General features: G+C 63.2%; 14 protein-coding genes. 6 read left to right on the top strand and 8 right to left on the bottom strand.

Annotated elements, in window-relative coordinates; translation table 11 throughout:
- The 3 genes from B3D39_RS08670 to B3D39_RS08680 form a co-directional block, all read left to right on the top strand.
- A partial coding sequence (locus B3D39_RS08670) for a 4Fe-4S dicluster domain-containing protein (protein WP_286789607.1) occupies positions 1-100 on the top strand: 100 nt, incomplete at its 5' end.
- Between the two features lie 89 nt (positions 101-189).
- Positions 190-936 carry an electron transfer flavoprotein subunit beta/FixA family protein gene (locus B3D39_RS08675; RefSeq protein ID WP_286789605.1) on the top strand — a complete coding sequence of 249 codons (747 nt, stop codon included), beginning with the start codon at positions 190-192 and terminating at the stop codon, positions 934-936.
- Positions 936-1,862 (top strand): electron transfer flavoprotein subunit alpha/FixB family protein, encoded by a 927-nt coding sequence (locus tag B3D39_RS08680; RefSeq protein WP_078542565.1) that lies wholly within the window; start codon positions 936-938, stop codon positions 1,860-1,862. The genes B3D39_RS08675 and B3D39_RS08680 overlap by 1 nt, the downstream gene beginning before the upstream one ends.
- A 75-nt stretch (positions 1,863-1,937) precedes the next feature.
- On the opposite strand, the gene B3D39_RS08685 is transcribed toward B3D39_RS08680, so the two are convergent.
- Positions 1,938-2,759 (bottom strand): DUF6473 family protein, encoded by an 822-nt coding sequence (locus B3D39_RS08685; RefSeq protein ID WP_274963012.1) that lies wholly within the window; start codon positions 2,757-2,759, stop codon positions 1,938-1,940.
- 155 nt (positions 2,760-2,914) lie between these two features.
- Here B3D39_RS08685 and B3D39_RS08690 point away from each other — a divergent pair, with 155 nt between their 5' ends.
- A complete protein-coding gene (locus B3D39_RS08690) occupies positions 2,915-3,790 on the top strand; it encodes a 3-hydroxybutyryl-CoA dehydrogenase (protein ID WP_078521434.1) in 876 nt (291 codons plus the stop codon).
- A 267-nt stretch (positions 3,791-4,057) separates the two neighbouring features.
- Here B3D39_RS08690 and B3D39_RS08695 read toward each other — a convergent pair whose 3' ends face one another.
- Genes B3D39_RS08695 through B3D39_RS08725 form a run of 7 tightly spaced genes read right to left on the bottom strand, consistent with a single transcriptional unit; the run spans position 4,058 to position 9,434 of the window.
- Positions 4,058-4,918 carry a lysophospholipid acyltransferase family protein gene (locus tag B3D39_RS08695; RefSeq protein ID WP_078542562.1) on the bottom strand — a complete coding sequence of 287 codons (861 nt, stop codon included), beginning with the start codon at positions 4,916-4,918 and terminating at the stop codon, positions 4,058-4,060.
- A gap of 30 nt (positions 4,919-4,948) precedes the next feature.
- Positions 4,949-5,221, bottom strand: coding sequence for an HPr family phosphocarrier protein (locus B3D39_RS08700; protein ID WP_075776868.1), 273 nt, complete (start codon positions 5,219-5,221; stop codon positions 4,949-4,951).
- Positions 5,212-5,619, bottom strand: a complete 408-nt coding sequence (locus B3D39_RS08705) for a PTS sugar transporter subunit IIA (protein WP_274963011.1) — start codon at positions 5,617-5,619, stop codon at positions 5,212-5,214. Before B3D39_RS08705 ends, B3D39_RS08700 begins: the two co-directional genes overlap by 10 nt.
- A complete protein-coding gene (rapZ, locus tag B3D39_RS08710) occupies positions 5,616-6,545 on the bottom strand; it encodes an RNase adapter RapZ (RefSeq protein ID WP_078521438.1) in 930 nt (309 codons plus the stop codon). The genes B3D39_RS08705 and rapZ overlap by 4 nt, the downstream gene beginning before the upstream one ends.
- Entirely contained in the window at positions 6,536-6,973 is a 438-nt protein-coding gene (locus tag B3D39_RS08715) for an HPr kinase/phosphorylase (RefSeq protein WP_274963010.1), read from the bottom strand. The genes rapZ and B3D39_RS08715 overlap by 10 nt, the downstream gene beginning before the upstream one ends.
- Positions 6,974-8,722, bottom strand: coding sequence for a sensor histidine kinase (locus B3D39_RS08720; RefSeq protein ID WP_274963009.1), 1,749 nt, complete (start codon positions 8,720-8,722; stop codon positions 6,974-6,976).
- A 10-nt stretch (positions 8,723-8,732) separates the two neighbouring features.
- Entirely contained in the window at positions 8,733-9,434 is a 702-nt protein-coding gene (locus B3D39_RS08725; RefSeq protein WP_098412154.1) for a response regulator transcription factor, read from the bottom strand.
- A 347-nt stretch (positions 9,435-9,781) separates the two neighbouring features.
- Here B3D39_RS08725 and B3D39_RS08730 point away from each other — a divergent pair, with 347 nt between their 5' ends.
- Both B3D39_RS08730 and B3D39_RS08735 read left to right on the top strand, forming a co-directional pair.
- Positions 9,782-11,380: a phosphoenolpyruvate carboxykinase gene (locus B3D39_RS08730; protein WP_274963008.1), complete on the top strand. Its 1,599-nt coding sequence runs from the start codon at positions 9,782-9,784 to the stop codon at positions 11,378-11,380.
- A 114-nt stretch (positions 11,381-11,494) separates the two neighbouring features.
- On the top strand, positions 11,495-12,612 hold a 1,118-nt coding region (locus tag B3D39_RS08735), incomplete at its 3' end, for a phospholipase D family protein (RefSeq protein ID WP_286789606.1).

Here is a 12,612-nt window from a genome sequence, read left to right on the forward strand (position 1 = left end):
CTGCGTGCACTGCAAGACCTGCGATATCAAGGACCCGTCCCAGAACATCACCTGGGTGCCGCCGGAAGGCGGCGGCGGGCCGAAATACTCGGCGATGTAGCGGCGACAGCCGTGCGCATCGCCGGTCGAGCGAATCATCGATCAGCGGATGAATATTCTTCGAAAAAATAGCGACAAGAGAAACGACACATGAAAGTACTGGTGAGCGTAAAGCGCGCGATCGACTACAACGTGCGCATCCAGATCAAGCCGGACGGTTCCGGCGTCGTCGAGAACGGCGTCAAGCACAGCATGAACCCGTTCGACGAGATCGCGGTCGAAGAAGCGATCCGGATCAAGGAAGCGGGCAATGCCGAAGAGATCGTCGCGGTCTCGGTCGGCCCGGCAAAGGCGCAGGAAACGCTGCGTACCGCGCTCGCCATGGGTGCGGACCGTGCAATCCTTGTCGAATCCGATGAAGATCTGGAGCCGCTCGCCGTCGCCAAGATCCTCAAGGCGATCGTCGAGGAAGAACAGCCCGGCCTCGTACTGCTGGGCAAGCAGTCGATTTCGGACGACAGCAACCAGACGGGCCAGATGCTCGCCGCACTGCTGGACCGGCCGCAGGGCACCTTCGCCAACACGATCACGCTCGAAGGCGATTCGGTCACGGTGAAGCGCGAGATCGACGGTGGGCTCGAAACCGTGAAGCTGACGCTTCCGGCCATCGTCACGACCGACCTTCGTCTGAACGAGCCGCGCTATGCTTCGCTGCCCAACATCATGAAGGCGAAGAAGAAGCCGCTCGACGAGAAAACCGCCGACGACTACGGCGTCGACGTCTCGCCGCGCCTCGAAGTGGTGAAAACCACCGAGCCCGAAGCGCGTCAGGCTGGCGAAATGGTGCCGGATGTCGACACGCTGGTTGCGAAACTCAAAGAGAAGGGGGTCGTGTGATGGCCGTTCTGCTGCTGGGTGAAGTGAATGATGGCGAACTGTCGGTCGACGCGACCGCCAAGGCCGTCTCCGCCGCAAAATCGCTGGGCGATGTGACCGTGCTCTGCGCGGGCGCGTCTGCTGCCGCCGCGGGTGAAGCCGCCGCGAAGATCGACGGTGTCGCGAAGGTTCTCGTGGCCGAGGATCCCTCGCTGAGCCACCGTCTGGCGGAGCCGACCGCCGCGCTGATCGTGTCGCTCGCGGGCGACTATTCGCATATCGTGGCCCCGGCCACGACCGATGCGAAGAACGTGATGCCGCGCGTGGCGGCCCTGCTCGACGTGATGGTGATCTCGGATGTCTCCGGCGTTGTCGATGCCGACACGTTCGAGCGCCCGATCTACGCGGGTAACGCGATCCAGACCGTGAAATCGAAGGACGAGAAGAAGGTCATCACCTTCCGCACCTCGACCTTCGACGCCGCCGGTGAAGGCGGTTCGGCTTCGGTCGAGACCGTCGCCATGTCGGACGCGCCGGCTCTGTCGAGCTGGATCGAAGACAAGGTCGCCGAGAGCGATCGTCCGGAGCTGACCTCGGCGAAGATCGTCGTGTCGGGTGGCCGTGGCGTCGGCTCGGAAGAGGACTTCAAGGTGATCGAAGCGCTGGCTGACAAGCTTGGCGCTGCTGTGGGTGCCTCGCGCGCCGCCGTCGACTCGGGCTTCGCGCCGAACGACTGGCAGGTCGGTCAGACCGGCAAGGTCGTGGCCCCTGAGCTCTACATCGCCTGCGGCATCTCGGGTGCTATCCAGCACCTCGCCGGCATGAAGGACTCGAAGATCATCGTCGCGATCAACAAGGACGAAGAAGCGCCGATCTTCCAGGTCGCCGATTACGGCCTGGTCGCGGACCTCTTCGACGCTGTTCCGGCGCTGACCGAAAAGCTCTGATCCGCGGGAGGGGCGCTGCCCCCCGGAAGATCTGGACCAAGTTGAAAGGGCGGGGAATTTCCCCGCCCTTTCCTGTTAGAGAAATGGCTGCAGCGCAGGCGCGAGCGCCGCTGCGATCTCCTCATGCACCAGAGGCCCCGGCACCATTTCCGCCGCAGGCTCTTCCAGCGCGGAGAAATGCATCCCCGTCGTGCCCGCACTGCGCGCCGTCACCGAAGGCTCGACCCGCACGATATCGGCCACGAGCGGCCGCAACGTCTCCACCATCGCCTCCGTCACCATCAGCGGCTCATGTCCGAGCGTGTCGCTATGCGCCGGATCGTGAAACTCGCCCAGCCAAAGCAGCAGCTTGCGCCCCTTGATCTTGGCCAGAAGCGCGGTCATCCGCTGCAGCCACGCCTCCTGCAATTCGACCTCGAGCAAGGCGAATTTCTCGGGCTCGCGTTCTTTCAATGCGCTCAGCATGTGGCGCGTGAAGTTGAACTCGGTGAAATCCACGCCGCGGAAGACCGAGCGCATCAGGCTCGACGCGCGCAGGAAGCGGTCGTTGCGCCGCGGATGCACCGCATAGAAGCGGTTCGACATGTTCTGTGCGCCGAGCAACTGGATCACCGTGACCTTCGCGGCCTCCGATGCGGCGGCCAGTTGCGGCTCGTGCAGGAACACGTCGATCCCGGCATTCAGATAGCCGAAATTCACCACAGGCATCTCCAGCCGCGCCTCGAGCAGCGCGGGCCAGGGATGCTCCACGAATTTGCCATAGGTCTCCGTCCCGCCCATCGCGGCGATGAAATCGCCTTGCAGCGCACGGCGCGGCCCGCGGAACAGCAGTTTGGATTTCCCGTATCGGCACGGAAAGTAATCGAGGGCGCCATCGCCCGTATATTCGAAAGCCATTTTCCCACCTCAGTCTGAGTTCGACTCACCCGAGGCCAGATTGCGCCCAAAATCTTGCCAAACGGCTAATGTTAAAATGATCTCAGCCCTGCGTTTCGCTTGCATGGACCGAGCGGAGAACTATGGTCAGGGCGCAAAGCGTGAGAGGGAAAATTATGGCGATCGAGAAAGTGGGCATCGTGGGTGCAGGGCAGATGGGCAACGGTATCGCCCATGTCTTCGCGCTGGCCGGATATGACGTTCTGCTGAACGACATCAGCGAAGACGCGCTGACGAAAGCGCTCACCACGGTTACCAAGAACCTCGATCGACAGGTGTCGCGCGGCAAGATCTCGGAAGACGAGAAGAACACGGCGCTGAAGAAGATCACTACGACCACGAAACTGAGCGATCTGGGTCCGACCGATCTGGTGATCGAGGCCGCGACCGAGCGCGAGACGGTCAAGCAGGCGATCTTCGAAGACCTGCTTCCGCATCTCAAGCCGACGACGATCCTGACCTCGAACACCTCGTCGATCTCGATCACGCGGCTCGCCTCGCGCACCGACCGACCCGAGAAATTCATGGGCTTCCACTTCATGAACCCGGTTCCGGTGATGCAGCTGGTCGAACTGATCCGCGGCATCGCGACCGATCAGGAGACCTACAAGGCGCTGCACGAGGTGGTGGAAAAGCTCGGCAAAACCGCCGCGTCTGCCGAAGATTTCCCAGCATTCATTGTGAACCGCATCCTGATGCCGATGATCAACGAGGCGGTCTATACGCTTTATGAAGGCGTGGGGAACGTGCGCTCGATCGACGAGTCGATGAAGCTCGGTGCGAACCATCCGATGGGACCGCTGGAGCTGGCCGACTTCATCGGGCTCGACACCTGCCTCGCGATCATGAACGTGCTGCACGACGGTCTGGCCGACACCAAGTACCGCCCCTGCCCGCTTCTGACGAAATATGTCGAAGCCGGCTGGCTCGGGCGCAAGACCGGGCGCGGGTTCTACGATTATCGCGGCGAGGAGCCGGTGCCGACGCGCTGACACGACGGGGTAGAGGGGCGCTGCCCCTCGCGGCTTCGCCGCTCACCCCGGGATATTTCGGGCAGTTGGAAGACCGTTAAGGCTTTCTAAACCCTGCCCCCCTTAAATGGTCTCACGGAACAGGCGGGGACGCCGATGACCGTGCAGTTGGAAGCGCCCGGTTCGCCGCCACCTAAGGGGCATAACCGGGCGTTTTTCTTTCCGACTGCGTCAAATATCCCGGGGGGCGGCGGAGCCGCGGGGGCAGCGCCCCCTCCACCAGTCGCCTTACAGCGCCAGCGTTTCCGCCCGCAGGTCCGCGAGGAACTTGCGCGGGTTCTGCAGCGCCTCGGCGATCTCGTCTGCGCTCTTCGCCGGACCAATCGCGGGGCTCTGCGGCTTGTTCAGCGCGCGTTTGATCTCATAGAGCAGCAGCCCCTGCCGCACCGTCGCGCTAAGTTTGTTGGCGATCTGATAGGCGCGCGAATTCTGCCCCGGGAAATGGATCGGCAGCACGGAGGCGTTCGACCGGGCGAGCATTTTCGCGGTGAACGGGTTCCATTCCTGCTCGATCACCGGGCCCATCAACGTCTCGGAATGCGCCACCTGCCCCGCCGGGAACAGCACCACCACGCCGCCACGCTTGAGCTGCGCCATGCAGGCGGCGCGCATCTTGAGGCTGTCTTCGCGGGCGTTCGGCTCATGCGGGAAGGGCACGGGCAGCATGTATTGCTCGACTTCGGGAATGCCGGTCAGCAGCGAGCGGGTGAGGATCAGGAAATCGTCGCGCACCTGCCCGATCAGGTAGGCCAGCACCATCCCGTCCACGAGCCCATGCGGGTGGTTGGCGACGACCACCAGCGGGCCCTCTTTCGGGATATGCGCAATCTGCTCGGGCGGCGTGGTGACATCGATCCCCATCACGTCGAGCGCCTGCGGCCAGAACTCGGCCCCGACCGGCGCGCCGCGCTTCTCGAACTTGCGGATCAGATGCAGAAGCTGCGCCTTCGCGGTCAGCCATTCCAAAGTGCGGATCGTGCCGACCTTGAACGGATTGGAAAACGTCCCCGCATAGGACAGGCGACGCTTGTCATAGGGTCGCGATACGGCTTGCGCGGCTTCGATTGCGATCTCGCTCTCTTGGTTCATTGGGCGAACCCCCTCGCTGGGTGCGGAGCGTCACATACCTTCGCCGAACTTGTCGGCCACCAATGCCTGAAGCGCATCGGCGAGCTTCTCTGCCTCGGCCCCGCTTGTCGTCACTTCAATAGTGGTTCCACGCGAAGCTGCCAACATCAAAAGCCCCATGATCGAGTCGCCCGAGACCGACTGGCCATCCTTCGCCACCGTGGCGCGGGCGTCATGATCCTCGACAACCTCGACGAAACGGGCGGAGGCGCGCGCATGCAGGCCCTTCTCGTTCACGATCTCCAACTCGCGGGTCACGGACATTTCATCACTCCCGCTTGGGCATTGTAACTATTGATATATTTTCGCCCCGCATCGAGCGCGGCCTCGACCGCTGCATGGACCGCAAGGCTGCGCGATTTCGCCAGCTTGATCAGTAGCGGCAGGTTCGCGCCGTAGATGATTTCGCGGTCTCGCGCTTCGCAGGCCATCAGCGACAGGTTGGACGGAGAGCCGCCGAACATGTCGGTCACAACCACGACACCGGTGCCGTCATCGACCGCATCGGCGGCGGCGCGAATCTCCGCCTGCTTGCCCGCGCGGTCGTGATCATCCTCGATCGTGATGGCACGAATGCCGCGCTGCGGGCCCACGACATGCTCTATAGCGGCGAGATATTCGCGCGCCAGACCACCATGTGCCACGATCACGATACCGATCACGCGCCCGACCTCACCTTCGTTTCTTCGTTCTCGGCATGGCCGAGACGCTCCAATTCCCTATGACGTTTAGACACGCGCCACCCTGCTTCCGCAAGCGCTTTGGCGATGCTCTCGGTCATTGCGACCGAGCGGTGTTGCCCCCCGGTACATCCGAAGCCGACCGAGAGGTAGGCCTTGCCCTCCGCGACATAGGCGGGAAGCAGGAACAACAACAGATCGAGGACGCGCTGGTGGAACTCCGCAAAGCGCGGATCGGCGGCGACATAATCCGCGACCGCCGCGTCGCGCCCGTCAAGCGCGCGCAGCTCCGGCTCCCAATGGGGATTGGCGAGGAAGCGGCAATCGAACATCAGATCGAGCCCGCGCTGCACCCCGCGCTTGTAGCTGAAGGAATTCACCGTGACCGAGAGCGCCTCGGTGCGGCCCGTGTCGAAGAAGCGCCCGACCTCGGCGCGCAGATCATGCGGGCTCATCTCGGAGCTGTCGATCAGGACATCGGCGCGCATGCGGATCGGCGAGAGCAGGTCCATCTCCTGCGCGATCCCTGCGCCGGGGTCTTCCTCGGGCGACAGCGGATGGCGGCGGCGCGTCTCGGAATAGCGCCGTTCGAGCACTTCGGGGCGCGCATCGAGATAGAGCAGGTCGAGATGCAGGTCCGGGCGCTTGGTCAGCATATCGACCAGTTCGATCAGCGCCGCGGCCGAGAAATCGCGCCCGCGGACATCGACGCCAAGCGCGACCGGGCCGGTCAGATGGCCTTTGAGAAGGCGCGGCACGAGACTCAGCGGCAGGTTGACGATCGGCTCGTAGCCCAGATCCTCCAAAGCGCCGATGGCAGTCGTGCGGCCCGCACCTGACGGGCCGGTCACCAGCACGACGCGCTGGCCAGCCTGTGCCCATACCGGATCGGATCGGGTCACGCCCATCGGCCCCCTTTCAGCCATTGCAAGATTGCCACATCAAGATGACCATGCTGCACGCGCAGCACAAGGGGCAGATTGACCCCCAACACCCTGTCTTTTCGACAGGTTGGCAAGCGTTCGACCTCTTCCCGATCGAGATCGACCAGCAAAGTGATGCGGGCCTGCGACAGGTGATCGGCGCGCAGGATACCCACGCCGCGCGCCTCGATCCGGCCCGCGATCGCCTCCGGTGCGCTTGCGATCAGCGCCCCGTCTTCGACCCGCAGGTCGACCCGGTCATCGGCGACGAGTGACGCCCCCAGCGCCATCAACCGCAACGCGAGAAGCGATTTGCCGCTGCCCGAGGCGCCACGAATGAGAACGCCGCGCTCGGGGTCGAGCGCGACGGCACTGGCATGGAGATTGGTCGAGAGGTCGTCCGACCCGGTCATTCAGCTGACCGGCAGGCCCACGACGAAACGCGCGCCCAGAGGGTCGGAGGTCCGGTCGGCATCGGTGGGGCGGATATTCTCGGCCCAGATCACGCCGCCATGGGCTTCGACGATCTGCTTGGAGATCGCGAGACCGAGGCCCGAGTGATCGCCGAACTGCCCCTCGGGGCGTTCCGAATAGAACCGCTTGAACACCTTGGTCAGCGCCTCTTCGGGAATGCCCGGCCCGGTATCCTCGACCACGACCAGCACGCGATTGTCGCGCTGGCGCGCCCAGACCCGCACCGCGTCGCCCTCTTCGCAGAACGAGGTCGCATTGGTGATCAGGTTCACGAAGACCTGCGCCAGACGCGCTTCCAGCCCCGAGATGACCACGGATTGCGACGGCAGGTCGGTGATGAAATCGACGCCCTTCTCGCGCGCCTGCTGCCCGAGGAATTCGCTGAGATTCGACACCATCTTGATCAGGTCGAACTGCTCTTCCTCTTCTTTGACCAACTCGGAATCGAGCCGCGATGCATTGGAAATGTCACTCACCAGACGATCCAATCTGCGCACGTCGTGATCGATGACCTCGAGAAGACGGGTGCGCTGTTCGTCTTTCTTGACCATATGCAGCGAGGCCACGGCAGAGCGCAGACTGGCCAGCGGGTTCTTGATCTCGTGGGCGACGTCGGCGGCGAACTGTTCGTTCGCGTCGATACGTTCGTAAAGCGCGCCGACCATGCCGCGCATCGCGCCCGACAATCGTCCGATCTCGTCAGGTCGCGCGGTCAGGTCGGGGATGCGCACCCGGGCGGGCGCCATCTTGCGCGCGTTCTTGTCGCGCCCGATTTCGGCGGCGGCGGCGAGGTCGGAAAGCGGATTGGCGATGGTCGAGGCCAGCACCAGCGACAGCCCGATCGAGACGATGATCGCGATCACGAACATCTGCAGCACCTGCTCGCGCTCGACGCGGACCAGCGCGTCGATCTGCCCCGCAACGGAGATCAGCCCCACGACGCCCACGACGCGATCGCCCTGCCGGATCGGCGTGGCGACAGCGAAGATGGTCTCGCCGGCGGCGTTCTTCTGCGAGGCGATCTTGGTGCGGCCATCCAGCGCCGAGGGCACCAGATCGCGCACCATGTCGAGCGCGCTATCGGCGGCGGTGCCGCCACCGCGCTCGAACAGACCTGCGACCGAGTCCCAGATCTGACCGAGGAAATCGCTGAGCACGGTAGAGCGCTTATCGAAATTGAGCCCGTCAACCTCTTCGACCGGCGCGCGGTCGCCCGTGGTCGTGGTGCCGAGCAGCGCCGCACTGGGATCGAACAGGTAGAGATCGGCACCCTCGGGCAGCTCCATCCCGCGGATCGTCGCGAGCGGGTCGAGCCCGTCTCCCGCCGCCAGATTGACCGGAGCGCCCGCGGGAAGCTGCGCCTCGAACACGTCGGCGGCCAGCTGCGCCTCGTTCACCAACCCACCTTCGCGCTGCAGCACGAGGCTGTCACGAAACGGGTTGAGGTAGAGCACGCCGGTCACCAGCACGATCATCGCCAACAGGTTGAAGGTGATGATCTTGCGCGCCAGTGGCGAGCGGTTGAGCGAGAACATCGACCGCCGCGCCCGACCCTTGCGCAGATCGTCGTCGACGATATCGGCCGGGCCGACCCAATCCTCGCCGAGCACGACTTCCGTTTCCGGCGCGCGACGGGCGAAGTTTGAGGAGCGCTTTCGAGCCAATCCGATCTTCCCGGCAATACTCATCGACGTAGCATCACTCTTCGTTATACCGGTATCCGATGCCGTAGAGTGTCTCGATCGCCGTGAAATCATCATCGACGCTGCGCATCTTCTTGCGCAGGCGCTTGATGTGGCTGTCGATCGTGCGGTCGTCGACATAGACCTGATCGTCGTAAGCCACATCCATCAGCTGATCGCGCGATTTCACGAAACCGGGCCGCTGCGCGAGCGCCTGAAGCAGCAGGAATTCGGTCACGGTCAGCGTGACGTCCTTGCTCTTCCAGGTCACCGCGTGGCGCAGCGGGTCCATCTCGAGCGAGCCGCGCACCATGACCTTGGTGTCTTCGGTCGAGGCGACCTCGCCGGTCGAGATCGCTTCCTGCCGACGCAGCAGCGCGCGGATGCGTTCGACCAGAAGACGCTGCGAGAACGGCTTCTTGACGTAGTCGTCCGCGCCCATGCGCAGCCCCAGAACCTCGTCGATTTCGTCGTCTTTGGAGGTCAGGAAGATCACCGGGATCGCGGTCTTCTGGCGAAGCCGCTGAAGCAGCTCCATGCCATCCATCCGCGGCATCTTTATATCCAGAACCGCCATGTCCGGGAGACGCTTGGTGAACGCGTCGAATGCAGCCTGTCCATCGTTATACGTTTCGACATCGTAACCTTCCGCCTCGAGCGTCATCGAGACAGAGGTCAGAATATTGCGGTCGTCGTCGACCAGCGCGATTCTCGACATGTCGGAATACCCCTTCACTGCTACTTTATAGTTATTAGACGCATATTCCGCGTTCGTTGCCTTCAAATCAACAAAAAGCTGCGAATCACCAAGGTTTCCCGAATCATCAGAGCCAGAATTTCCAAATCTTTGACTAATTTGCCTCACCTTTCCGCGACATTTTGCCGTGATTGCGCTAAACCTAGAAATGGTTGCGCTAACTCCCCCTATCCATTCTGTTCCTTCGCAAAATTGTCATGCTATAGGCGATCCATCCGGGTAACATTGTTACGCGGATCGGCGCTTCGAGGCCCCGAGGCGCCGGGAATAACCCTGTGAACGCCGCGCGACGGCATCGGGAGCATCAAATGGACATTGGACGCGTTAACCCCGCGAAACGGCTGGAAGATCAAGGCATCGAAGGTCTCGGGAATGTCTATTACAACCTGCTGGAACCGGCGCTGATCCAAGAAGCGATCAAGCGCAACGAAGGTACGCTCGGCAAGGGTGGCGCGTTCTACTGCACCACCGGGAAACACACGGGCCGGTCGCCCAAAGACAAGTTCGTCGTGCGCACCGCCTCGGTCGAAGACAGCATCTGGTGGGAGAACAACTCCCCGATGGAGCCCGACGCCTTCGACCGCCTCCATGCCGACATGCTGGAGCACATGAAGGGCAAGGATTACTTCGTCGAGGACCTCTTCGGCGGCGCCGATCCCGAGCATCGGCTCGACGTGCGCCTCGTGGCGGAAATGGCCTGGCACGGGCTGTTCCTGCGCACCATGCTGCGCCGCCCCGAGCGCGAGGAGCTCGACGCGTTCAATCCCGAATGGACGATCATCAACTGCCCGAGCTTCAAGGCCGATCCCGAGAAGCACGGCTGCCGCTCGGAAACCGTGATCGCGCTGAACTTCGAGAAGAAGACGATCCTGATCGGCAACACCGCCTATGCGGGTGAGAACAAGAAGGGCGTCTTCACCCTTCTCAACTACATCCTGCCCGGCGAAGGCATCATGGCGATGCACTGCTCGGCCAACCACGCGATCGACGATCCCGACGACGCGGCGGTCTTCTTCGGCCTCTCTGGCACCGGCAAGACGACGCTCTCGGCCGATCCCTCGCGCATCCTCGTGGGCGATGACGAGCATGGCTGGTCGCATAACGGCATCTTCAACTTCGAAGGCGGCTGCTACGCCAAGACGATCAACCTGTCGAAAGAAGCCGAGCCGGAGATTTACAACACCTGCTCGATGTTCGGCACCGTGGTAGAGAACATGGTGTTCGACGAGGAGACGCTCGAGCTGGACTTCAACGACAACTCGATCACCGACAACATGCGCTGCGCCTATCCGCTGCATTACATTCCGAACGCCTCGGATACCGCGATGGCGGGCCAGCCCAAGAACGTGATCATGCTGACCTGCGATGCCTTCGGTGTCCTGCCGCCCATCGCGCGGCTCACCCCGGCGCAGGCGATGTATCACTTCCTGTCGGGCTTCACCTCGAAGACCCCGGGCACCGAGGTCGGCGTGGTCGAACCGCTCCCGACCTTCTCGACCTGCTTCGGCGCGCCCTTCATGCCGCGTCGCCCCGAGGTCTATGGCAAGCTGCTGCAAGAGAAGATCCGCAACACCGGCGCATCCTGCTGGCTGGTCAACACCGGCTGGACCGGCGGCGCTTTCGGCACCGGCTCGCGGATGCCGATCCGCGCGACCCGTGCGCTGCTGAAAGCCGCGCTCGACGGCTCGCTGCATGACGTGCAGTTCCGCAAGGATCCCAATTTCGGCTTCGAGGTTCCGGTCTCGGTCCCGAACGTCTCGGACGTGCTTCTGGACCCGCGCCGCACTTGGGACGACGCGGCGGCCTACGATGCGCAGGCGCAGAAGCTGGTGGAGATGTTCTCGGACAACTTCGCGCAATACGTGCCCTATATCGACGACGACGTGAAAGCCGCGGCGATCGGCTGATCAGCCTGACTGATCGATAATCACGAATATTGGAAGGGCCGGCGATCACGTCGGCCTTTTTCATGCGCGAAGCCCACTTTCCTAAACCCTTGAACCGCCTACATGATGCCAGCCATGAAACTGGAACTGCTTCATATTCTGGGCTTCGCCCTGATCGCTGGCCTCATCGCGCTGGCCGGTGTGACGCTGATCGTCGCCCGGCTGTCGCATCGGCGCCCCAAAGGCCCGTTCCCCAAGTCCCATATGCAGGTCGCCCCCGAAACCGGGCGCTTCGCAACCGCGCTGCAGGACCGGCTCGCGGGAATTGAGACAAAGAGCGCGGTCCAGCTGCTTGCCGATCCGCTCGACGCGCTGGCGGCGCGGCTCGAACTGATCGACGCGGCGGAGGTCTCGCTCGATCTGCAATATTACATCTGGCAGAACGACACGGCGGGCGCGATCATGCTCGGCGCGCTGCGCAAGGCGGCCAAGCGCGGGGTCCATATCCGGCTGCTGATCGACGATAACGGCACGGCGGGGATGGACCGCACGCTGGCCGCGCTCGACCAGTTGCCCAATGTCGACGTCCGCCTCTTCAACCCCTTCCCGATCCGCACCGCGCGCTTCCTCGGCTACCTGTCCGATTTCCGCCGCCTGAACCGCCGGATGCACAACAAGGCGATGATCGCGGATGGCCGCATGGCGATCCTCGGCGGGCGCAATATCGGCGACGACTACTTTAACAGCCTCTCCGAGAGCGGCCTCTACATGGATCTCGACGTCGCCGTCGCGGGTCCGGTTCTGGCGCAGATCGGCAAGCAGTTCGACCTTTATTGGAACGCGCCCCCTGCGATCCCGGCGGAAAAGATGCTGGGCGGCTGCGAGGCGAAAGAGGCCGAGACCATCATCAAGACCGAAGAGGTCCGCCTCTCGGAACCCGAGGCGAAGCGCTATGCCGACGACCTTCAGCATCCCGACCGGCTGTCGCGGCTGCTGTCGGGCAAGGCACGGGTGATCTTCGCCGAGGCGCAGCTGATCTACGACCACCCGTCGAAAATCCACGGGCTTTTGCAGGGGCGCAAACTGCTCTGGCAATATCTGGTGCGCGCCTTGGGGCAACCGCTGGAAGAACTGGTGCTGGTGACGCCCTACCTCGTGCCGACGCGGACGGGGGTGCGCTATCTCAAGCGGATCGCCAAATCCGGCGCGACGATCAAGGTGCTGACGAATTCCTATGCCGCGACCGATGTGGC

Source organism: Thioclava sp. UBA3469, assembly GCF_002378135.1.
Lineage (GTDB): Bacteria > Pseudomonadota > Alphaproteobacteria > Rhodobacterales > Rhodobacteraceae > Thioclava > Thioclava sediminum.